The sequence below is a fragment of the Chryseobacterium sp. WG14 genome (genome assembly GCF_024586945.1).
In the GTDB taxonomy this organism is placed as follows: domain Bacteria; phylum Bacteroidota; class Bacteroidia; order Flavobacteriales; family Weeksellaceae; genus Chryseobacterium.
Genome location: NZ_JALCZD010000004.1, coordinates 157,994 through 181,638, shown reverse-complemented (window position 1 = coordinate 181,638; position 23,645 = coordinate 157,994). Strand labels below are relative to the sequence as shown.

At 39.1% G+C, this 23,645-nt stretch carries 16 protein-coding genes; 1 reads left to right on the top strand and 15 read right to left on the bottom strand.

Annotation, left to right across the window (positions count from 1 at the left end; genetic code table 11):
- Positions 1-11: 11 nt before the first annotated feature.
- From MP478_RS08960 to MP478_RS08890, 15 genes are all read right to left on the bottom strand, one after another.
- Entirely contained in the window at positions 12-1,361 is a 1,350-nt protein-coding gene (locus MP478_RS08960; RefSeq protein ID WP_257200245.1) for a TolC family protein, read from the bottom strand.
- A gap of 26 nt (positions 1,362-1,387) precedes the next feature.
- Positions 1,388-4,492: an efflux RND transporter permease subunit gene (locus MP478_RS08955; protein ID WP_257200244.1), complete on the bottom strand. Its 3,105-nt coding sequence runs from the start codon at positions 4,490-4,492 to the stop codon at positions 1,388-1,390.
- A gap of 21 nt (positions 4,493-4,513) precedes the next feature.
- Entirely contained in the window at positions 4,514-5,584 is a 1,071-nt protein-coding gene (locus MP478_RS08950) for an efflux RND transporter periplasmic adaptor subunit (RefSeq protein WP_257200243.1), read from the bottom strand.
- Between the two features lie 315 nt (positions 5,585-5,899).
- Positions 5,900-6,454, bottom strand: coding sequence for an AraC family transcriptional regulator (locus MP478_RS08945; RefSeq protein WP_257191860.1), 555 nt, complete (start codon positions 6,452-6,454; stop codon positions 5,900-5,902).
- 139 nt (positions 6,455-6,593) lie between these two features.
- Complete coding sequence (locus MP478_RS08940) at positions 6,594-7,010, bottom strand: AraC family transcriptional regulator (protein WP_257200242.1); 417 nt, start codon at positions 7,008-7,010, stop codon at positions 6,594-6,596.
- A 108-nt stretch (positions 7,011-7,118) separates the two neighbouring features.
- Positions 7,119-7,367 (bottom strand): heavy-metal-associated domain-containing protein, encoded by a 249-nt coding sequence (locus tag MP478_RS08935; protein ID WP_257200241.1) that lies wholly within the window; start codon positions 7,365-7,367, stop codon positions 7,119-7,121.
- A gap of 89 nt (positions 7,368-7,456) precedes the next feature.
- The gene (locus MP478_RS08930; protein WP_257200240.1) at positions 7,457-9,874 is read right to left on the bottom strand and encodes a heavy metal translocating P-type ATPase; all 2,418 of its coding nucleotides are present in this window, start codon (positions 9,872-9,874) and stop codon (positions 7,457-7,459) included.
- A gap of 89 nt (positions 9,875-9,963) precedes the next feature.
- Entirely contained in the window at positions 9,964-10,527 is a 564-nt protein-coding gene (locus MP478_RS08925; protein WP_230036632.1) for an AraC family transcriptional regulator, read from the bottom strand.
- A gap of 253 nt (positions 10,528-10,780) precedes the next feature.
- Positions 10,781-11,962, bottom strand: coding sequence for an alpha/beta hydrolase (locus tag MP478_RS08920; RefSeq protein WP_257200239.1), 1,182 nt, complete (start codon positions 11,960-11,962; stop codon positions 10,781-10,783).
- 4 nt (positions 11,963-11,966) lie between these two features.
- Positions 11,967-14,627: a TonB-dependent receptor domain-containing protein gene (locus MP478_RS08915; RefSeq protein WP_257200238.1), complete on the bottom strand. Its 2,661-nt coding sequence runs from the start codon at positions 14,625-14,627 to the stop codon at positions 11,967-11,969.
- 12 nt (positions 14,628-14,639) lie between these two features.
- On the bottom strand, positions 14,640-15,518 hold the full coding sequence (locus tag MP478_RS08910) for a prolyl oligopeptidase family serine peptidase (RefSeq protein ID WP_257200237.1): 879 nt from the start codon (positions 15,516-15,518) through the stop codon (positions 14,640-14,642).
- A complete protein-coding gene (locus MP478_RS08905) occupies positions 15,515-17,047 on the bottom strand; it encodes a long-chain fatty acid--CoA ligase (RefSeq protein ID WP_257200236.1) in 1,533 nt (510 codons plus the stop codon). Before MP478_RS08905 ends, MP478_RS08910 begins: the two co-directional genes overlap by 4 nt.
- A 229-nt stretch (positions 17,048-17,276) precedes the next feature.
- Positions 17,277-18,152 carry a helix-turn-helix transcriptional regulator gene (locus MP478_RS08900; protein ID WP_257191852.1) on the bottom strand — a complete coding sequence of 292 codons (876 nt, stop codon included), beginning with the start codon at positions 18,150-18,152 and terminating at the stop codon, positions 17,277-17,279.
- 62 nt (positions 18,153-18,214) lie between these two features.
- A complete protein-coding gene (locus tag MP478_RS08895) occupies positions 18,215-19,345 on the bottom strand; it encodes an alpha/beta hydrolase-fold protein (protein ID WP_257200235.1) in 1,131 nt (376 codons plus the stop codon).
- Positions 19,346-19,512: 167 nt separating this feature from the next.
- Positions 19,513-20,508, bottom strand: a complete 996-nt coding sequence (locus tag MP478_RS08890) for an alpha/beta hydrolase (protein WP_257200234.1) — start codon at positions 20,506-20,508, stop codon at positions 19,513-19,515.
- A 471-nt stretch (positions 20,509-20,979) separates the two neighbouring features.
- Between MP478_RS08890 and MP478_RS08885 the strand changes: the two genes are divergently transcribed.
- The gene (locus tag MP478_RS08885) at positions 20,980-23,589 is read left to right on the top strand and encodes a TonB-dependent receptor (protein ID WP_230036648.1); all 2,610 of its coding nucleotides are present in this window, start codon (positions 20,980-20,982) and stop codon (positions 23,587-23,589) included.
- The last annotated feature ends 56 nt before the right edge of the window (positions 23,590-23,645 follow it).

Genomic DNA, 23,645 nt, shown 5'->3' with positions numbered 1-23,645 from the left:
TTGATGAATAGTTACAGGCTTAATAGTCCCAGTGCATTTTGCAGCTCTATATGGAGCGTTCGCAGGTTATATACAGCATTCAGATAGTTAATCTTTGCTTGTGTCAATGCCAATTCGGCATCCGTCAATTCAAGTCTTGAGCCTAAGCCGTTTTTAAAGCGGTCTTCCATCATGCGGTGATTTAGCTCTGCCGATTGCACCGTTGTTTCTTGTATATCCATTTGTGTATTCGCTTCTTTCCATTTGCTTATAATGGTTGCTAGTTCTGTTTTAACCTTATCTTTTATATCGTTTAACCGTATATCTTCTTGCTGGCCTTTAATTTTTTCCTGGCTGATCTGAGATCTGGTACGGTAACCGTTAAAAATAGGTACAGTCACTTGTAAGCCCAGAAAAGAAGTTCTTGGTAAAGAATATTCCCCAAATCTCATATCATCTGCCTGTGCCTGTACCTGATATTGCCCAATTAGAGAAAGCTGTGGCAACAACATAGCTTGCGTAGCTTTTAATTTTTTTTGTTGCAGATCAATAGATAACTTTTGAATATTCAGGTCTTTTCGATTGGCTACTGCAATTTTGAATGCTTCATCAATTTGATAAAACTCGCTCTTGTCCGCTTCAATACCCAATTCAAGGACATCGGTCAGTTCTAATTCGGATGCGTCATCCAGTCCGATTAACCTTTTTAATTCAATGCCTGAAACCTCAGCGTTATTTTTTAAATATGAAATAGAGGATTTCAAATTTTCTACAGCAATAAAGCTTCTTAACGTATCAGATTTCAAGCCTTTTCCTTGCACCAATAAGGCCCGCGAATCTTGCAGTGCTTTGAAATTGCGTTGCAAACTTTGGTCAAGTAATCCCAATTGATTATTCATCATCAATATATCCAAATAACGGGTTGAAACCTGAAGGGCAACTTTACTTTTCAGGTCACCCGTCTTTTCATTTTCTATTTTTTCATTAATTTTTGAGGCCTTTGTTAAATGATGTAAAGCAGGTGTAAAAACAGGTTGATAGACTGATATCAATCCGTTATAAATATTTTTCCCGCCAACGGCGATGTCCTGCACCGGCTTACTGGTACCTGCGAACGAACCAGGCATAAATATAACCTGCCTGTCAAAATAATAGGAATAGCCAAAGTTTGCCGAAATAGTAGGCTGTAAGGCGCCTTTTGTTTCACGGGTTTTTTCTTTAGCATTAATTTCTTCTAAAACCTGTACCTGTAAAGCCTTATTTCCCTGCTTTGCCATTTCCAGAGCATCGGTAAGAGACATCGTTCTCTTCTGTGCATACAGTATATTTACGCTGCTTATCAATAGCAGTATTGTACCTATATATGAGATATTTTTTTTCATTTTTTTACTTATTTTGAGATTTGGAATCATAACACTTCAGCTGATCTGCTCTCTTCTTCGGTATCTTCTTCTACAACTACTTTCTCCACTTTTTTGCTTGATAAGTAAGAATATACAGCCGGGATGATAAACAAGGTTAGTATTCCAGAGAATGCTAATCCTCCTACAATCACAATACCTAATGACTGACGGCTGTTAAGCGTAAGCGCAATGGGCAATGCTCCGAATATCATCGCCAGTGACGTCATTAAAATAGGACGGAAACGCTGCTCGGCGGCCTGTATAGCTGCTTCCCGTTTTGAAAGTCCTGTGTTTTTAAGATGGTTGGCAAATTCAACAATCAGAATTCCGTTTTTGGTAATTAATCCTATCAGGGTAATTATTCCAATTTGGCTGAATACATTTAAACTCTGACCAAACCATGAGAGGCTGAGAATAGCTCCGGTTATAGCCATTGGTACGGTAAGCATAATGGTAAGCGGATCACGTAAGTTTCCAAACTGAGCTGCCAAAATCATATAGATAAGTATCAATGCTAAAATAAGCGTAAAGGTGATGTTGCCCTGGCTCTCTGTATAATCCCTCGATTGGCCAGCTAAAGATGCTTTGAAAGTTTCTCCCAAAACTTCTTTCTTTATTCTTTCGATTTCCTGTATTCCTTCAGCAAGGCTCACTCCCGGTGCCATTGCAGCTGATACGGTAGCAGAAGTATATTGATCGTACCGGTAAATGGCAGCAGGACTTACAGCTTCTTCTGTGGTGATCAGGTTGCTCAATGGGATCATTTCGCCTGTTGCCGAACGGACGTAGATTGCACTCAGGTCACTTTTATCATTTCTATGTGCTTTATCTAATTGTCCAATCACTTCATATTGACGGTCGTCCCTCAAGAAATATCCATAACGCTGCCCGGAGAAAGAGAGTTGCAAAGTATGCGCTACTTCTTCCATAGATACACCCATTAAGGCAGCTTTCTGACGATCTATATTTATTTTTACTTCCGGTTTATTAATCTTTAAATCGGCATCTATAAACATCAGTTTTTTACTTTGACGTGCCGCTGCCAGGAATTTTGGAAGCACTGCCGTCAGACTGTCGAGGTTTTGCGATTGCAATACAAACTGTATCGGCATACCCCCACCATATCGGCTCCCGATAGTTGGCGGCAGATAAGGGAATAAAAGAAACCCTCTGAATTGCCCTGATGCAGCTCCATACTGATTGTACAGGTCCTGGACACTGTGCTTTCTTTCTTTAGGATCTTTGAGATAGATACTTTGTACCGCCACATTCACAGGTGCAGGCGCGGGGATGAAGGAAATTGCGACCATCGAATAGGTTTGATACAGCCCGTTGGTAGAGTCGTTCACATATTTACCAACTTCAGTCATGTGCTTTTTCATGTAGTCGAAAGAAACACCTTCCGGGGCAACGGCTATGAGGTTCATGTTTGAGCGGTCTTCGACAGGCGCCAGTTCTGAAGGAAGCTCTTTGCCTACAAAATAAATGAGTGCAGTGGTCCCTATTAAGAATATCCAGGCCAACCACCTGGCTTTCATAAACGTGGTAAGCAAACGGGCATATCCATTATTTAAACGCACAAAAAAGGGTTCAGTAACCTGATAAAACCAACTTGGCTTTACTTTTTTCTTTAAAAAATAAGCACTCAACATTGGTGTCAGTGTCAATGCCACAAAAGCTGAAATCATTACCGAGCCTGATACTACAATGGCAAACTCTTTGAAAAGCTGCCCACTTATTCCACCCATGAAAACAATCGGAAGAAAAACGGCTGCCAACGTAATGGTGGTGGAAACAACTGCAAAATAAATTTCTTTCGAACCTTTAAATGCAGCCTGTATGGGTGTCATACCTTCTTCTATCTTTTTATAAATATTTTCAAGTACAACGATGGCATCATCTACCACCAATCCAATCGCAAGCACTAATCCCAACAGCGTTAAAATATTGATGGAAAAACCCGCTACATACATAATAAAAAATGCGGATATGATGGATACCGGAATAGCTAATACCGGAATGATGGTTGACCGCCAATCCCTAAGGAATAGAAAGATAATCAATACCACCAGTCCGAAAGCGATAAACAGGGTTTCTTCTACCTCTTTGATAGATTCCCGTACAGAACTGGTATAGTCGAAGCCAACTATCAAACGGTATTCAGACGGAACTTCTTTTCGCAGCTGTTCCAACCGCTTATAAAACTCATCCACCACTTCGATGGCATTCGCACCACGCTGTATCTGGATGGCCACCCCAATGCCAATACGGTTTAGGTTTCCTGTTTCGTTAATGATTGCCGTACGCTCGTTTTCTTCCCCCAATTCGGCAGAGCCAATATCTTTGAGGCGAATTACCGTACTGCCCACCTGCCTGATGAGCATTTCTTCAAAATCTTTTACCGAAGTAAGTCGGCCCATCGTACGGATGCTCAGTTCACTGTTGCTTCCCTCTATCCGGCCCGCAGGTAAATCAATGTTCTCCCTCATCAAAGCTTTGCGAATATCTGCAGGTGTAAGTTGGTAAGAGGCAAGTTTTGCGGGGTCAAAGCGAAGACGCATGGCGTATTTGTGTTCGCCCACAATGGCTACATTACTGATTCCCGGAATAGACTGCATTTTGTCTTTGATGACCGTAGAAGCAAGGTGGCTTACTTCTTTTATGTCTTTGGTGTCACTTTCCACCTCAAGAAATGCTACCAGATTGTCTGGCGAAGACGCCTTTTGTACAATGGGTGGATCTACATCGGTAGGGAGTTGCTTACGGGATTTGGCAACTTTGTCTCTCACATCATTCAGTGCATCTTCAAGATCCACTTCACGGTTAAATTCTACCGAAATAATACTTACCTGTTCCCTGGATTCAGAAGAAATGGTACGTATTCCATTGGCTTCGGCAATAGATTCTTCCATTGGCCGGGTAAGCTTCGATGCAATTACATCCGGGCTTGCACCAGGATAAAACGTAATGACCGAAATTACGGGCGGTTCTGTTAACGGAAATTCGCGAACCCCTAATTGTTTCCATCCTACTATTCCCAAAATAATGAGCAGGAGTGAAAACACACCGGCCAAAACCGGTTTTTTTATACTTAAAGATGATATACTCATAATGCTAAGATTTGAAATAAATTATTTGGACAAAATGGCTTTTACGGGAGTACCATCTCCTAAGCGTAGCATATTTGAAACAATGATACTATCACCAGCTGCAATACCAGAGGTAATAACTGCATCGGTTTCTGTCCTGTTACTTATGGTTACTTCGGTGGGTTTTGCCACGCCATTTTTAATGATAAAAACAGTATACCCTTTTGCGCCAGGTGCAAGTGCTTCAGTGAGAACCAAAATCCCTTTTGCGCCTTTCTCACTAGCAAGGAAATAAACTTTTGCTGAAAGTCCTGCCCGAAAATGCCCGTGAGCATTATTGGTTGTGGCCTGTACCTGCAGACTCCTGCCTTGTGCATCAAGATTTGGTTCAGTAGCACTGATGGTTGCTACATACTCCTGGTCTGACAGCTCCGAAGTAAATCTGACTTTATTCCCAGTCTGGATCAAAGGCAGGTATTTTTCCGGAACTGAAAAATTAATTTTGATACTGCCTTGATCCTGCAGCTTTACGAGTTCAGCACCAGGCGTAACATAAGCACCCAGAAATACCTTTGAAATACCTATTTTCCCTGAAAATGGCGCACGTATTACTGTTTTGGCGAGTTCAACACGAAGCAAATCCTGTTGCGCCACTAAGGAGCGGAAACGCATCAATGCGTCATCGTATTCCTGCTGTCTTACGGTTTCGGTTTTCAAGAGATTGCTCATCCGTTCTTTGTTGAGTTTTGCCAATTCCAATTCAGCACCAATTTGTTTTAAACGGGATTTGATATCGGCATCATTCAGTGTATAAAGTACGGCACCCTGGCTAACGTAGCCGCCATCTTTAAAGGCTACTTTAGTTATCTTTTGGGGGATTTCACTAACGATGGAAACCTCCCTGTAAGGCAGCATCGTCCCCACTACAGCTTCTTCGTGATTGAGCAGCTTTTCCTGTGCTACAATAATGTCTACCGGCAATTTGGCGGCATCTGCGTTTGCTGTTGCCTTTTCTGTCGAAACCTTTTCCGACTTGTTCTCACAGGCAGTCAGTAAAATGCCCAATAACGGAATTAAAATCCCTACCTTTTGTATTTTAGATTTGTATAACATGGTCTTGTGTTTAATGATGTAACAGACGATTAAAACTTAAGAGCAAAGGTACAGGCCGTGGCTGCCGCAGTTTTCAGACTATTACAGGTAAGAGTTGTAAGATTTACGCTTTGCTATTTCCGGCTTTAAATAGTTACGGGTTCAGGAATGATAAAAGATCACCATACATTCGTGTTGGCAATTATCATGTTTGGGGCTACCCTATTAAAAACAGAAAACCCTGCTCATATAACGAACGGGTTCTGCAAGATGATTTTATTTAAATAACTTTATAAAATTTGTCTAATGACAATGAATAAGAGGTATTATGAATGATTAATTATGTTCGCCATCATATCTTATTTTTTTATAGTGGCTGGAAGTAAAGCCTGTATATTTTTTTAACTGATTGGACAGGTAGGCCGGGCTGCCATAGCCCAAGGCGTAAGCAATATCTGACAGCGACTGATCTGTATAGACTAAAAGCTCTTCTACTTTTTCTATCTTCTTTGAAATGATAAATTTTTCGAGGGTATACCCTTCCAAAGATGAAAATAAGGCACTCAGCGAATCATACTCTTTATGCAATTCGTTACTGATAAATGCCGAAAATTTAACGGCAGCACCAGTGTCCAGTTGTTTCTGTATGCCATTTTCAACAGCACTTTTAATCAACTCTATAATCTTTTGATCTTTGCTGTATAACAGATCGAATCCGTTCTTTTGGAGCATAACTCTGATAACTTCTTCTTCCATGGTAATTTCATCCGTTTCTTTTAGAATTACCTCACCTAACCGAATATCAGAAATTTCCACACCAAGCTTTGGGAATTCTTCAGAAAGTACATAAATACACCTGTCGCATACCATGCCTTTAATTAATAATTTCATAGATTTAAAAAGATATTTAGTATTCCTGACGTTAAGGAATCAAAAGTCTGTTTTTAGCGGTAATAAAATGTTATGATATGCCGTATTTGATTTACGAAACCTGCCAAACAGTTGATCATGGATGATACAAAAATGATCATCAATTTCCGTTCTGTTCAGTTTGCTGTTTCCTGATAATTTCCAGCTTATTTTTTCTTATTTGTTTGAAATAGGTGGGTGTAAATCCCGTGTTGTATTTTAGTATATCAGACAGCGAAGAAGGATTATTATATCCCAATGCACCTGCAATCTGCTTCAATGACTGTTCTGTATAGACCAACAGTTCTTTCACTTTTTCTACTACCCGCATTACATAAACTCTTTCGAGTGTGATTCCATATTCAGATAAAAACAGGTTATCAAATACGTTGTAATCTACTTTCAATTCGCTGGCAATCTGTTTAGCAAAAACTAAAGTATTACCGGTATCCAATCGGGTCTGAATAATATGGTCCGCAATGCTTTTAACTTTGCTAAATAGTTCTAAACGGTCATTGGATGATTTTTTTGATAACATAACTTCCGCTTTAAGTATTGACGTTAAATTCTAAAGCAATATAAGTCTGTATTTAAAATTTCAGGGACCAATGTATGATGCATCATCCCTGAAATCAACTTAAAACTCCTAGTTAGAGCAGCAACTGGCTGAAGAACCTGACTCTTTTTCGCTGTCATAGCCCTCTACTTTGTAGCCTGCTCTTTTAATAGTTTCCACCAGTTCTTCTTTTATTTCCTCGCTTTCAACAGAAGCGGATAATTTCGTGGACTCCAGCTTTTCAACTTTTACGCCATCTATATTTTTAATTGCGTCACTTACCCTTGTCTGGCAATGTGCACTCTGCATACCAGGTATGTTCAATTCTACATTTTTCATTTTAAATAAATTTTTGTATTACAAATTTCTTTATTTTTCTGCTTTTATTTTTTACGCTATTCCCTTTTTGATTTGTGATATTTACTGGTTTATTTCATCCATTTCAATCTTAAACTGTTACTTACTACACTTACGCTACTCAAGGCCATTGCAGCTCCAGCTATCATTGGGTTTAACAGAAAGCCGTTGATCGGAAACAATATTCCGGCAGCTAAAGGAATACCAATCAGGTTGTAGATAAAAGCCCAAAAGAGGTTTTGCTGAATGGTGGCCACAGTTTGTTTAGACAGGCGTATGGCCTGAGGTATTTTGGTAAGGTCTGACGAAATAATCGTCATCTTGGCTACGTCCATAGCAATGTCACTCCCTTTACCCATGGCAATACTTACATCGGCTGTTGCCAATGCGGTACTGTCATTAATTCCGTCACCCACCATTGCTACTACTTTGCCTTGCTGCTGTAATTTTTTTACAAAATCGGCTTTATGCTGTGGCAATACTTCGGCTTGATAATGTTTAATTCCTGTTTGTTCAGCAATCGCTTCTGCTGTTGCTTCATTGTCGCCAGTAAGCATATACAATTCAATTCCCATTTCCTGCATTTCTTTAATTGCCTGAACGGATGTCTCTTTAATTTTATCGGAAATAGCGATAACAGAAAGTGCGTGCGTGCTGTTTCCAAACCAAATTACCGTTTTGGATTTTTTTCCCCATTCATCAGCCTGCTGTTGTAATTGGTCAGCAATACTAATGTTGTTTTCTGTGAGTAGTTTTTTATTACCTACAAAATATGTTTCACCATTGAAATCTGCTTTAGCCCCTTTACCTGTAATACTATCGAACATTGATAGTGTTGTGGTATCAACTCCTTCCAAATGTTTCACCACGGCTTCCGCCAATGGGTGCTCTGATTGTTTTTCAATGCTCAGTAAAATATTTTTTGTTGTATCATTATTGTTCAGCCATTCAATGCCTGTTACCTGCGGTCTTCCTTCTGTTATTGTTCCTGTTTTGTCTAAAACAATAGCATTCACTTTTTTAGCTAATTCCAGGCTTTCGGCATCTTTTATTAAAATACCGTTTTCAGCCCCTTTACCGACGCCTACCATTATAGCCGTAGGAGTAGCTAATCCCAATGCACAGGGACATGCAATAACCAATACCGTTACGGCTGCCAGCAACCCCTGTACTACACCGTTATCACCCCCTAAAATAAACCACAAAATAAATGTGAGAATAGCAATGCTAATCACCACCGGAACGAAGATGCCTGCAATTTTATCAACCAATTTTTGAACGGGAGCTTTACTACCTTGTGCATCTTGCACCATTTTAATGATTTGGGCCAGCATGGTTTCTTTGCCAACTTTCACCGCCTTGAACCGAAAGCTTCCTTTCTGGTTTATTGTTCCGGCAAAAACTTTTTCACCGTCTTGTTTCAGTACAGGTACAGGCTCTCCGCTCAGCATACTCTCATCTACATACGAATTACCAGAAGTAACCATTCCATCCACTGCAATTTTTTCGCCTGGCTTTACCAATAGTACATCACCTTCATGTACGTCTTCAATGGCAGTTAGTTTTTCGGTTCCGTCCTGTGTTATTACCATCACAGTTTTTGGTTGCAGGCCCATCAGTTTTTTAATGGCAGTAGAGGTGTTTCCTTTGGCTTTTTCTTCTAATAATTTTCCTAAAAGAATAAAGGCAATAACAACTGCAGCAGCTTCAAAATATACATGTGCATGTAAACCTCTCTGATGCCAGAAATCCATAAAAAGCATATTAAATACACTAAAAATGTAAGCAATACCTGTACTCAATGCTACTAAAGTATCCATATTGGCAGAACGGTGTCTGGCCTGTTTCCATGCATTGATAAAAAAATCTTTACCCAGCCAAAGGACCACAGGAGTGGAAAAGAGCCACATAATTTCGTTACCGTAAGGCATATCCATAAAAAACATACCAATTGTTACTACAGGTATGGAGAGGATAACAGCCCAAATAGTTTTGTATTTTAATTTTTTGAATTTCTCTGCGTGGATGGTCTCCAGGGATTCCTGCTGCTTTGTTTCTTCAACGATAAGCAAGTCATAACCAACACCTTGTACCGCTTTTTGCAGTTTGGAAGCATCTGTCATATTGGGAAGATACTCTACGGTAAGATTTCCGGTTGCATAGTTGACAGAAGCGCCGATCACACCTGGCTCATACTTTACGATACTTTCTGCACTTCCGGCACAAGAAGCACAGGTCATTCCCAAAACCGGAAAGGTGTTTTTTACCGTTGGAACACCGTAACCCAAGTTTTTAATAGCTGTAACGGCTTTACCAACTGTTTCATTATCTGTAACAGTAATGCCCGCTCTGCGGTTATTTATTTCCACTTTGTGACTTTCTACACCATTTACCTGTGCTAATCCTTTTTCAACAATTAACGCACAATGTTCACTTTCTACGTCTTCTAATGGAATGTAAACCGTTTCTCTATTGTTATTTGTAGCCATAATTTCGATTGATTTATTTACAATACAAAATTGGCGACAATATGGAGAACAGTTATTGTGGAATTATAGAATTGATTTGTAATATTTACTTACACCTTGTCCAACGGTTTTCTCTTTTCTTCCTTGATTTGTTTGAAATAGCTGGGGGTAAGTCCGGTTACTTTTTTGAACTGGTTGCTTAAATAGGCCACACTAGAATAGTTTAACCGGTATGCAATTTCGCTTAAAGACAGCTCATCATAAACCAGAAGTTCTTTTACTTTTTCAACCTTTTGAGCAATAAAATATTTCTCTATTGTAGTACTTTCGACCTCTGAAAACAGATTGGAAAGGTAATTGTAGTCATGGTTTAGTTTTTTACTTAATATATCAGATAGATTGGCTTTTGTATCATTATCTTTATAATGTACCAGATCAATAATTACATTCTTTATTTGCTCTATTATCCTACCTTTTTTATCATCGATCACTTGAAAACCTAAAGGTACCAAAGCACTTTCCAAAGCATCTTTTTCACTGGAAGACAGCTCTTTTTCAAGAGTAACTTCACCCAGTTTAATATTTTCCAACTTTAATCCAAGTTTCTTCATTTCATTCTGCACGACTATAATACAACGGTTGCAGACCATATTTTTGATAAATAGTATGTTCATATTTATTCTCTGTTCATGTATAAAATAAATTCACAATAAATCTAATAAACAAATCTACGATTAAAATAAAGAGCTTTTGGCGTTCATTAATTAATTTATATACGGTATTCCTGTTAAGATCAACAGGCTCATTAAAAATGCTTGAAAAACAATTAAATCCTGTAATTTTCAGGAATTACAGGATTTTTTCATCACATGGAAATCATCCATTTCCAACACCCAAATAAACTTCTAATGAGATAGCATAATCTCATCAGTTTTTGAGGTGATTCTTCTTTAAAAACTCCCCTATTTTATTCCATTCAATCTGTCCGGCAATAGCATTGGAATTTGCGTCAAAGACGTGTTCACCGTAAGGAATTTCAACATAGGAAACAGGAAGTTTCAGATCTTCTGCTTTTTTCACAAATTTTCTTGTCGCTTCTACATTGACGACATGATCGATCTCACCGGCAATAATAAATGTGGGTGAAATCCCTTCGGAAAGCTGGTCTATTAAGTTCAGCTGGGCATACCGCTGTGGAAATTCAGTGGGTGATCCTCCAAGGTATTTTCTGGCTGCATCTTTCAGGTCGATATTTTTTTTCTCATCTATTTTCTGCCAGAGTTCCGATAGGCTAACTGGTGGATAAATAGCAATAACAGCCGCCGGAAGCGGAGGCTGAGGTGAATCATAAGATTGAGCAAAACCTTTCCTTACTCCTAAATCTGCCTGCATTACCAAAGCTGCTCCCGCAGAACCGCCTACCAAAACTATTTTGTTCGGATCAACATTGAATTTTTTTGAATTTTTCATAACAAACCCCATCGAAGTCACGACTGAATTAACCGCAGATTCCCAATTGTGCCGATCGTTCTTTCCTAAAGGATAATCTATGGAGAAAACCGTGTATCCATGGTCTTTAAACCAATTGGCAGCATACCCAACCTGGGTTCTGTTTCCTTCGATAAAAGCACCACCATGCACCAAAATAACCGGAATGGCAGGTGTAGAAGATTTTGTGTCAGGGCGGAAAACATCTATATGCTGTTCTTCATTATAAATACTAAGATAAGAATAAGTTTCCGTAGGTTTTACCGGTTCTTCAGAACTTTTCAATCCCTGAGAAAATGAAACCTGGGTATTGTATTTTTTAGCCGTAGAAAACATAACTATGGTGAAGTAAATCTGAGCCGCAAAAAACAGTACTGAAAGAACCAGATTAATTTTCAATAAGTTTCGCCAGTATTTTCCATATCTATAAAAAAGGAAAGAGATACACAGGAATACCAGACTCAAAATAACAAACTGTGAATTGAACTGTATGGTGAACGAACTGCTATACCCGCTCAGAAGCATGGGTGCCTTCAGGTACACCGAAATCATGGGAATAACCAACAATAACAGAATGATGAAGAGTAAAACTGCAAAGAATATATTTAAAAACTTTTTCATTGTATTAAAATTTATAGGTTACTGTAAGATATCCGGAAGTCGGTGGAATTGCAATCGTGAAATAAGGAGTATTGCCGGCAACTGCAGAAGCATATTCAGCCTGGGTGAAGTTTTCAAAGCCGGCAAGCTGCTGCTGAAGAGTTCCCGGTCTTTGGTAGCTCATCACGCCATATTTGTTAAATACATTGTTCACATTAACCAGCATGCTGAGATGCTCATTTACGTTATATCCTATTCCCAGATCAAACTGTGAAAATCCCGGTAATTTATAGACATTGGTATTGCTACCCTCTCTTTTTCCCATATAATTCCAGGTTACAAATCCAAATGCTTTACCAATTTTCAAATTAGGACTTATATTGGCCATAATTTTTGGAGTATACGCAATTGTAGTTCCTGAATATGAAAATACAGTATCATCTGATGGGCCGGGTGCACTTCCTAAATTCCATAAATACCCTTGCTTCACTTTCGGATCCTGTACTGTAAGCACCGCCCTGATACTGAAATTGTCGGATGGCCTGATATTGGTTTCCAGTTCAATTCCAAATGTTTCATTTTTATTGTATAATGATGGAGTTGTATAGAACCCGCCTTTTCCGTCATCGGCCATAAAGCTGTAAGGCACATTGCTCAGCAAACTGTAAAATGGAGTTATAAAAGCATCAAAATAGGTTGTTTTAGTCTTAAATCCCATTTCCACCTGTTGTGTTTTTCTCGATTGCGGATCAAGTAAGCCAATGGTTTCCGGTCTGTTGGCCGCAAAGAATATATCGAGATCCGGAGACTTGCTGCCTTTAGAATATCTTGCATATACGGCAACATTATTATTGAATTTATAGTTCAGTGCTGCTGAATAGGAAAAGTTTTCCAGCTGTCTGCTGTAGACAACATTGGTAAGCTTTGTCAGGACGTTATTATTGTATACGGTATAAATGTTGCCATCCGTACCTCCGTTTTTGTCCGAAAACAGATACGTCCGGGTGTTATCCCCTTTGATCCATACCTTTTCATACCGTACTCCCCAATCCAATGTCAGGTGATCTGTAATATCCCAGGTATGCCCGAAAAATACAGCTCCCTGCTGCTGTTTAGCTTTGAGTTCCAACAAATCTCCCGTGCTCCCGGCCGCCTGTGCAAAACCTTCATTATTCGTCAGTTGATAAACACCGGGTTTTGTAAAATCTAACGTGGTAACTCCCGTTAAACTTAAGGTTATCATTCTTGGTCGATTCTCTAAAGTCGTAAGTCCTATTCCATTGATTCCGGAAAAACGCCATACATCCGAGTAACCATAATAGCCGCCAAATGAGAAATTCATGGTATTCCATTTTTTATTGATGGTCAGCTGATTCATAGATTCCTTTACCTTATTTTCATAAAAATTAAGCGATGACATTACAAATGAATTATTCTGAATAGACTGACCCGGCAATTGATTCTTCGTGATCTGATAAACAGGTAATCCTCCAGCTCCCAGCGTAGAATTAACACTGGCAAGCTCCTGTCCTGTGAGGGCATCTTTAAAAGAATAGGTTCCCACTCCCAGTCCGCCGACCAAAAAATACGAGGTCATATCATCCAGCGATGTAAGAAAAGAATTCCCTACGCTGTTCTGTACCACGTCATTATCAGAATACTTGCCTGCCAAGAACAATTTCCAGTCATTTCCCAGGTTATGATCCCAGTTTAATCCTACAGACCTGTATTTGCTGTTGACCAGGCGGCCTGAATTATAATCTATATTCCCTCCATGAATAAAATCCGGAGAATTATACTGTAACTTCGGAATCAGCAGGGATGAACTGCTGCTGAACCCTTCTGCCGGCTCAGGGCTCGTATAATTTCTTGTAGGAACCAATTGTGCATAGCCATTTTTGTCGTCAAGATACTTTACAAATACTTTCAAACTTCCTTTATTGTATTTTTTTACAATATTCGCCTTTACCTGCCCCCCATTATTAAATGGATATCCGGCATATCTGGCACCCAAATCATACCGGTAAAATCCACCAATATTAAAGAACCAGTTCTTTCCCAAAGGTCCTCCAAAGTTGATGTCAAGTCTATGATACCCTGAATTATCTGCTCCCTGAACACCATATTTGGCACGGATTTCTCCTCCAAATTTACTTCCGCCCGTTTTTGATATATAATTGAAAATTCCACCTGGCGCATTGGCAGCAGTAATAGAAGCAGGGCCTCCTCTCACGGCATCAATCTGAGAAATAGTGGCATCAGCTCTTAGAAAAAAGTCCGGTCCATAATTATAATAGGTGGTATTGGTTACCGGCAAACCATCTTCCTGCATAGATATATATTCATAAGCAAACGTACCATCTGAGGAGCCCGCGCTGATCCCTCTTGAGCTTACATTGTTTCTGATCTCTCCCAATGACGAATTAACATATACTCCGGGAACATTTTTCAGCAGATCTGCAGCACTCACCGGAACCTGTTTATCAATGACATCACTTTTCAAAACAGAGATCGCAATGGGGGCATTCATTCTTGTTCTTTTATCAAATACCCCAGTCATGATCACCTCATCAATATCTTTTGTTTTTAGGGTATCAGCTTCTTTTTTCTGGGCCATCATACTAGAAGATGCTGTCAGAAAAAGTATGGCTACCGTAATTTTTGTATGTAAAAATTGAGTCTTCATATACTTTAATCGTTAATTTGTGCCATTTTTTTTAAGCCATTCAGCCACGTTGGCGAATACAATCTGCTCATTTTCCGGTAATTTTGTAATAAGATGGCCAGCTCCGGGAACGACTACCATTTTATACTGAACGCCTTTTGCTTTAAGCGCATTTTCCAGAATATAACCTTGCTGGATGGGAACTACCTCATCTTTATCCCCATGAATAATCAATGTGGGAATCTGGTTTATAAATTTTACAGGGCTTGTTTTAGTATAAGCATCCGGGATAGCATCACCAGGATTCCAGACCACCTTATTTCCAGACATTTTATCCAGAACCCCCAAAAGGTTAGCGGCTTTCACGTACTGTAACGTCTGAACATCTGTAAAATCTACAGGCCCACACATCTCTATGATGGTTTTGATCTGAGTATTTTTTGTGTAGGCATACATCAGGGAAACATGGGCACCGGAGCTTCCTCCGGAAATTGAAAACCCGTTTTTCCTGGTATTCCATTCCCGGGCATGTGAAGAAAGGTATTTTACAGCATGGTCAATATCATCCAGAATTTCAGGAAGATGTGTGTCTGTAAGATTGACGTACCGATAATTGATATTGGCAACAGCGATCCCCTGTGAAAGAAGATATTCTACAAATTTAACATCGTCTTTTCGGTCACCCATTGTCCAGGCACCACCGTGGATGCTAATGAGAAATGCTGTGTTAGGGCTTCTATCGGCAGGAAGATAAACATCCATTATGTTCTTTTCGTGTGTTCCATATTGTATGTCGGTAAGCTTTTCTTCTTTTTGGTTTACAGAAGCAGTTTTGGCACTTTTTACGTTTTGTGTTGAGCAGCTTACTGTCAATAATCCAATGGACAGAGCAGCGATTTTAAAATAATTCATTTCAGTTGTTTTTTTAAATTCTTTTTAAGTATTTTTCCTGTGCCACTTAATGGCATTTCGTCTATAAATTCTATAATTCTCGGGTATTTATACTTGGCAATCCTTTCTCTTATCCATAGCCTGATATCTTCTTCTGAAGCGTTGCTTTCTTTTGTTTTCACCACAAAAGCTTTAATTTCTTCACCCAGTTTTTCATCATCAATACCGATAATGGCGACCATAGAAATATCAGGATTTCTCATCATCACTTCCTCCACTTCACGGGGATAAACATTCATTCCTCCCCGGATAATCATTTCCTTTTTACGGTCAACAATGAAGAAAAAGCCGTCTTCATCCTTTACAGCAATATCTCCGGAAAACATCCATCCGTTTTTCAGAACTTCGTCAGTTTCTTCACGTCTTTTATAATAGGCTTTCATCACGTTGGGACCACGATAGATCAACTCTCCTTTTTCCCCAACCGGAAGTTCATTGCACTGGTCATCTACAATCTTTACCTCAACTCCCCAAATAGGAGTTCCGATAGAACCGGGTTTTCTTCCCACAGTCAGCTGGTTGAATGTCACCACAGGAGAACCTTCGGACATTCCATAGCCTTCAATAATGGGAACTCCGAAACGGGTTTCAAATTCATCAATAATTTTTACAGGAAGAGAAGCTCCCCCGGAAATGCAGATTCTCAGTTTTTTAATACTATTGGTATTCTCTTCAGTATTCTCTTCATTCAGAAGCGCCCAATACATGGAAGGCACGCCCGCAAAAATTCCGATATCAAAGCGGGTAATGAGCTGGTAAACTGTCTGGGCATTAAATTTTGGAAGCAGAATAAGATGAAGTGACTTCCGGATTCCTGCAAGCATCATCACCGTTAAGCCAAAGATGTGAAATAATGGCAAAACAACAAGCTGCGTTTCAAATTCAGCCGCCGCAACTATGGTGGTACTGGCTTCTGCATTGGTAAAAAGGTTAATATGTGAAAGCTCTGCTCCTTTGGGCTTTCCTGTAGTTCCCGAAGTATAAATGATAACTGCTGTATCTTCTGCTGAGGTAATGTAAGATTCAAAATAGGTTTCTTCATCTTTAATGAAATCATCAAAATTCCCGATATCTTCTGCCAAATGCCCTATGCTGATAAAATCTTTGCAAGTTTCGCATTGGCCAAAGCCTTCTTTTCCGAATTTCCCTACAGGCATTTCCGGAGTTCCGGCAAAACACAAAAACAGTTTACTGTCGGAATCGGAAAGCTGATAAGCAATCTCTTCAGGTTTAAGAAAAATACTAAAGGGTACAACTGTTGCTCCGGTTTTTAATATGGCAAAAAAAATAATCGGAAATTGAGGAATATTGGGGCAAAGCAAAGCGATCTTGTCACCATAACCTATTCCTGCTTTTGTAAATGCATTGGCTGCCTGACAGACTTTCTCATGAAAGATTCTATAATTGATGGTAGTGTCTCCAAGGCTTAGGGCTGGTCTTTTGGGGTTACTTCTTGCACTTTCTTCCACTAAAATTGATAAGTTCAGCATAGTTTTGTTCATATTAAGTTAATGTTGATATGAAAAGGGCCTTAGCTAAAGGATATTTCATATGAACTAATCTTAACTCCAAATTAATGATATGCTGAACACGTGGTGATACGAAAAGGAAATTCTGTGATACGGAAAAGAAATTTTTTCGAAGTGTATAAAAATACAACCTCTTGTAAACGCCGAAATAGACAACATTTACAACATCCATCCGGAAAGTGTTTAAGTTTTACTGACGTTCTTCGGAAGGAAGTTTTCCGAAATGACGGAGATAAAGCTGAGAAAAATGCCCACGATTATTATACCCAATAAAATCACTGATCTCTCCTACCGACTTTTCGGTTTCCAGAAGCATAGATCGGGCTGTTTCCATTCTGGTTTTAATGATGTATTGATGGATAGGCAGCTGGGTATAATCTTTAAATCCTTTTTTAAGATCACTGCTGTTGAGCCCGCAGTAACGGCTGATTTCCCTGATGGCCAGACTTTGGAATGCATTGGTGTCCACAAAATCTTTCGCGAGCTTTATTTTGTCTTCAAATGCTTTTTTGTGTTCAAAAGTCTTCTCATCAGAAAGAAGATAATGAATCCAGTAGCTTAAGAATTCCAGCATTCTGCTTTCAAGAATAATGCTGCAGGATGCATCATCAAACGGAGTATCGAAAATAGTTTTCAGTTTTTCCTGGCTCAGATAATTGCGTTGTGCATTTTCCAGCTTTTCTTTCAACAGTCCGTTATCTTTTGAAAAAAGGTTTTTCGGAACAAAAATTCTCACGCCATCAATATCGGTGGTATTGTGTTCAAACTTTTTTTCATCATTAATAAAATTGCTGCTGATTTTCCCTTCTTTGTTGATCCGGAAATCCATCATTCCGTTGTCGCCGACTTTATGTGGAGAGTGGAAAATAGTTTCTTCATGAAAATTCCATTTCCCCCGGAAAAAGTGAAAATTTCTCTTGCTGAAAAGAATGAGCTTCCCGCTTCCCAAATCCTCGGGCATCTCCAGAACAGTAGAGTTCAGGAAATCTTTGTCACAAAATCTGTAATCCTGAATCAGACCTTGTTTAAAACCATCCGGCTCCAGGTAAGGAAGGAGTAATTCCATAAAACGGTAATTTATTGGACTGTAAGTTAATAAAATTATAAAACATGACAAATATCATGTATTTATCTGAAGATATGTTGTGAGAATTGATAGAGTGACCTCCTCCAGGTAAGCCATTCATGACGGGTTTCCGGAGAGTTATATTGGACATAAGGATAATTATTTTTACTTAAATAAGTTGTTAATATCTGATTAAATTTAAAAAAGATCGCATCTTCTTTTCCCCCGATTCCAATAAAGAAATAAGGCTTTTTCTTAGATGTCAACAAATTTCCGATAGGGAGTTCTCTAAAAGGTTCGGTTTCGGTTCCTTCGTAAATTACAGGACTAAAAGCCCCGATTGCCGAGAATAACTCCGGATGGGAAACCCCAATCAGCATAGCCTGATAACTGCCACGGGAAAGTCCCGCAATAGCTTTCTTACCAGAAGTTTTATATTTTTTTTCAATATAGGGAATTAGCTCCTTGGTAAGTATTTTGCCAAGATTTTTAGAAGAAAGTACCGTTCTGGGATAGTTGTCCGGCATTTTTTCCTGTTCGGAAGTCAATGCAACTCCATAATCCATTACCACTATCATTTTCTTAGCCTTTTTTTCTGCGAAAAGATTATCAAGGATATGAAGGATATAGCCTTGTTTTTCCCAGCCTGTAATATCTTCTCCGGTACCGTGGTACAGATATAAAACGGGGAGTTTTTCAGATCCGTAATTGGGAGGAAGATATACTTTAAAGTTCCGTGCGCCATGGGTTATTTCTGAATTCAGACTGTCGTTAACAATTTTTCCATGCTTTACATTTTTCTCCAGGAAAAAATCTTCCCCGGAAGGGACTTCAATTCCACTGGTAGGCTGGCTGTATCCAAAATACAGCTGTGTATTGGGATCATTTGTACGCTGCCCATCTACGTTGAACCAGTAATAATGAAACCCTTTTTCCATGGGGGTAGTAGAGATGTTCCAAAATCCATTTTTATCTTTGGAAGCAGAGGATTTTATACTTTTCATTCCGTCGCCGCCATCTAAAATTACTGATTTTGCATCAGGAAAATAGACCCGAAATTCTGCTTTTCTCTCTGCGTCCATTTTCGGGAATTCTTTTCCCGGTAAAACTGTTGAAGAAGTTTTATACGTTTGGGAAAACACAATGGAAGAAAATAAGACGAGAAGTAAAGATATTTTTTGTGAGTACTGCATTATTTTAATTTTAAAATGTAAGAAATTCGCAGTCAGAGATTACAATATGGTACTGCGTTATTTAAATCAATAGTAAGGAAAATATTTTTCTTTATCAAAATCTATGGAATATTGTTTTTTCTTCTGCTGTCAAAAATTACATACTTCCTGCCCTGTTTTTATGCTGATTATTTAAGAAACTGCTTCATCATTCTTACCGTGATCTCCATACTTTCCGGGAGTTGCATTCCGTGGGCATAGCCTGCAAAAACATGTAGTTCTGTAAAAACACCTGCTTTCATCAGACGGTCAGCATAAGCCAATCCGCTGTCCCGCAAGGGATCTGTTCCGGCAACAAAAATGACAGTTGGCGGAAGGTTGGAAAGATCTTTATCATTTCCGGGCAGCACATATTTTTCTTCTGAATTGCCGTTTTTTCCTATATAGAAATCTTTTAAAACCGGAAAGTCATCACTTTTAAGACCCCGGATTCTTTTAAATTCAATAACTGATGGATAATCCATCCTGAAATCTCCAGGCGGAATTTCCAGAACCTGTAAACTTATTTTTGGGCCTTTCTTATCTCTTGTATATTGTGCCAGGCCTCCGGATATACCAGCTCCTGCACTGGAACCTCCTACAGCGATCAGTTTTGGATTTCCACCTATATTTCCTGCATTTTTATGGGCCCATAATAACGAGGCATAGGCATCATGGAGGGCTGCCGGAAAAGGATTTTCCGGAGCGAAACGGTAGTCTATATTGATAACCACAGCATTTCCTTTCAATGCATAATCTGCACACCTCTGGTGATCCCATTTGGGAGTTCCATATACAAAACCACCCCCATGAAACCAAAGAAATATGGGAAGGTTTTTCGAATTTTTGGGTTTATAAACCGTTACCGGGATTTCGGGGTCTTTTGCGTTCAGTCCCGGAATTTTAGACCGTGTCACTTCAATACTGTCTTTGTTTTTCAGTTCCGGCCAAGGCATTTCTGCCTGAATTTTGCGATCTCTTTTCACTTCTTCAAACGTCATATCCTGAATAGGAGTATTATTCATTACCTGGAACTGGGGCAGTAATCTTTTTTCTGCTTCCCGGGCAGTGAGCGGATGATATTGTTGCGCCAATGATAAGCCCGGGAGCAGGAAAGGCATTAAGAGTAACAGGGAGTTTTTCATAATCATAGCAATAGAGGATTGTATTCTTTCAAAAGTAACATTATGCTAACCATCGGATGACACGAAAAGGAAATTTTGTGATACGGAAAAGAAATTTTTATGACCATAAAACACTACTATAAAGCATGGATAAATGGCTTGGACCGAGCTTAATCTTTCTCAGCATTATATTAGATTATGGGTGAATATAATCTCTTTTCAACAGATCATGCATTGAAATATCATTTTCATAGATTAAAGATCATATGATTAAAATTTTTAATAATAAATATAATCATACTTAATAAATCACAGAATTTCACCCTAACAACCTGTAAATGAAATCAATGAAACTGTTTTATTTATTCGCAAAAAACAGCCATAATCCCCATATTAGCTTCTTTATGAAATCACGTAATAAAGATTTAATACTCTATTAAAAAATAAATATCCATATTTGCAGCCTTAAACTCAAAAACGCTAGTTTATTTCATGAGCATTATTTTTAAAAAGCGACTACTTATAGCGCTTGTATTACCAACGGCCGGCATATATTATGCACAGAGTACGAAGGATTCTTTAGAAAAATCTAAATCTATTGATGAGGTGATGTTAGTGGGAAGAAACCTTTCCCAAACAGCCAAAGAAAGAAAAACCCCTGTTGCAGTTTCTACCATTAAGGCAGCTGAAATTCAGGAAAAATTAGGAAACAGGGAATTTCCCGAAATTATGAAATCTACCCCATCCGTGTACGTTACTAAAGTAGGCGGCGGATTTGGAGACAGCAGAATTAACATGAGGGGTTTTGATGGTGCCAACATTGCGGTGATCATCAACGGACAGCCTGTTAATGATATGCAGGGAGGTACTGTATATTGGTCCAACTGGACCGGATTGGCAGATATTGCAAGCAATATTCAGATTCAGAGAGGGTTGGGAGCTTCTAAATTTGTAGTTCCGTCTGTAGGGGGAACGATAAATATTGTAACCAAAGCTACTGATTCTGAGCAAAAAGCAATGATAAAGGCAGAAGCAGGTAATGACAACTACTCCAGAGTATCAGCCATGTATTCTTCCGGGTTAAAAAATAAGTGGGGAACAACTGTTCTACTCTCCCGTTGGCAAGGTGACGGTTATATCAACGGAACCAAAGGAGAAGGCTATTCATGGTTTTTCTCTACAGGATTTAAGCCTAATGAAAAGCATGCATTCAATTTAATTGCTACAGGTGCACCACAGGTACACGACACAAGAAGATCTTCTGCAACCGGAGCGAATGTAGCCACTTTACGACAGTTTGAAACCTATGGAAGAAGATATAATCCACAAACAGGAATGCTGAATGGTTCTTCATTCAACTTGGCGCCCAACTTCTATCACAAACCTATTGCATCACTTAACTGGGACTGGAATATTAATGATGCCCTGAAGCTTTCTACAGTTGTTTATGGTTCCTGGGGACGTGGTGGCGGTGGTACCGGGCTTAATGGTTCTATTAAAAATGCTAACGGGCAAACTATGAATTTCATGAATTATGGCCAGGGCGGAGACGGCACTATCAACTGGGATATGATTTACCGTTACAACAGAGGAGGTATGGTCACTGATTATAATGGAAACTCCTTCCAGAAACCAACCTTTACTGCTCCTGCAGGATCTCCGGCTGATTATAATGGACAATATGTAGCTACTTTAAACGGGACTTCCGGTATTGTTAGAAAGCAGAGCATTAATTCTCATGACTGGTATGGAGCCATCGCAGATCTTAATTACAAAAAGAATAACTGGACCTTTAACGGAGGGATTGACCTTAAAACTTACAAAGGAGCGCTTTATGATATCGTTACTGATATGCTGGGCTCTGATGCATTATATATTCCTAATACGGTGAATGCTCCAAAAGGATCTTATGTAGACCAAACCGTAAAACCGGAACCTCTTACCAAGCTTAATAATGCTCAGAAAGTATCTATATACAACGAAGGGTTGGTAAAATGGGCAGGTTTATATGGAATGGTTGAGTACAGTTCAGAAAAGCTAAGTGCATCTGTTCAGGCTTCAGTTTCTGAACAATATTACAAGAGAATAGACTATATGCTGTATACTCCCGGAAATCAGGAAACCAAGTGGTATCATAAAACGGGATATATTGTAAAAGGAGGTGCCAACTATAATATAGACCAGCATCATAATGTATTTTTCAATACGGGAGTTATTTCGAGACAACCGCTATTCAATGCTTTATTCCCATCAAACCAAAACATATACAACGATGCGAAGAATGAAAGAATCTTTTCTGTAGAATTGGGATATGGGTTCAAATCCCGTTATGTGGATGTTAATATTAACGCTTACAGAACACAGTGGGATGACAGATTCATCTCAAGAACATTTAATGCCGGTGCCGCTGATGTTGCCAATTTCTCTCAGTTAAAACTTGGAAATGCTTATTTCTACAACGCCCTGAATGTTGGACAAGTACACCAGGGAGTTGAACTGGAAGCGAAAGCAAGACCTCTTTCTAACCTTAGGCTTAGAGGGATGCTATCGTTAGGTAACTGGAAGTACAAAGGGAATGCAAATTTCAACATCATGGATGTTCAGAGCAACCAGGAAGTCACCGGAGCAACAGGAATCATCAACATCAAAGATCTGAAGGTAGGAGATGCTGCCCAAACAACAGCAAGCATCGGGGCTGATTATAATATTACCAAAGCTTTCAGCATTGATGCTAACTGGGAATATTATGACAAGCTATATGCACAATTCAATCCTATCAACTTCCTTACTGAAGCAGCAAGAGAAAAAGGGATTGTAAAATTACCAAGCTATCATTTATTTGATGTAGGGGCTACTTATAAATTCATCATTGATCAGAAAAAATCATTGACATTAAGAGCTAATGTATACAACTTATTCAATAAGTACTATATTTCTGAGCTAAGCTCCAATATTTTTGCAGGTGATAAAATTGCCAATGGTCCGGATGCCGGAAAAACATACCAGGAAGCTGGAAGGGTTTATCAGGGCGTAGCTGACGGCAATACAGGATTCCTTGGATTTGGAAGAACCTGGTCTGTTGCAGCAACTTTCAGATTCTAATTATACCATCTGAATATCAATCAATTGAACCCGTCAAAAGTGACGGGTTCTTTTCT

Coding starts and splice junctions, on each gene's coding strand:
- MP478_RS08960 (WP_257200245.1), bottom strand. CDS start 1,361: ATGAAAAAAAATATCTCATATATAGGTACAATACTGCTATTGATAAGC.
- MP478_RS08955 (WP_257200244.1), bottom strand. CDS start 4,492: ATGAGTATATCATCTTTAAGTATAAAAAAACCGGTTTTGGCCGGTGTG.
- MP478_RS08950 (WP_257200243.1), bottom strand. CDS start 5,584: ATGTTATACAAATCTAAAATACAAAAGGTAGGGATTTTAATTCCGTTA.
- MP478_RS08945 (WP_257191860.1), bottom strand. CDS start 6,454: ATGAAATTATTAATTAAAGGCATGGTATGCGACAGGTGTATTTATGTA.
- MP478_RS08940 (WP_257200242.1), bottom strand. CDS start 7,010: ATGTTATCAAAAAAATCATCCAATGACCGTTTAGAACTATTTAGCAAA.
- MP478_RS08935 (WP_257200241.1), bottom strand. CDS start 7,367: ATGAAAAATGTAGAATTGAACATACCTGGTATGCAGAGTGCACATTGC.
- MP478_RS08930 (WP_257200240.1), bottom strand. CDS start 9,874: ATGGCTACAAATAACAATAGAGAAACGGTTTACATTCCATTAGAAGAC.
- MP478_RS08925 (WP_230036632.1), bottom strand. CDS start 10,527: ATGAACATACTATTTATCAAAAATATGGTCTGCAACCGTTGTATTATA.
- MP478_RS08920 (WP_257200239.1), bottom strand. CDS start 11,962: ATGAAAAAGTTTTTAAATATATTCTTTGCAGTTTTACTCTTCATCATT.
- MP478_RS08915 (WP_257200238.1), bottom strand. CDS start 14,627: ATGAAGACTCAATTTTTACATACAAAAATTACGGTAGCCATACTTTTT.
- MP478_RS08910 (WP_257200237.1), bottom strand. CDS start 15,518: ATGAATTATTTTAAAATCGCTGCTCTGTCCATTGGATTATTGACAGTA.
- MP478_RS08905 (WP_257200236.1), bottom strand. CDS start 17,047: ATGCTGAACTTATCAATTTTAGTGGAAGAAAGTGCAAGAAGTAACCCC.
- MP478_RS08900 (WP_257191852.1), bottom strand. CDS start 18,152: ATGGAATTACTCCTTCCTTACCTGGAGCCGGATGGTTTTAAACAAGGT.
- MP478_RS08895 (WP_257200235.1), bottom strand. CDS start 19,345: ATGCAGTACTCACAAAAAATATCTTTACTTCTCGTCTTATTTTCTTCC.
- MP478_RS08890 (WP_257200234.1), bottom strand. CDS start 20,508: ATGAAAAACTCCCTGTTACTCTTAATGCCTTTCCTGCTCCCGGGCTTA.
- MP478_RS08885 (WP_230036648.1), top strand. CDS start 20,980: ATGAGCATTATTTTTAAAAAGCGACTACTTATAGCGCTTGTATTACCA.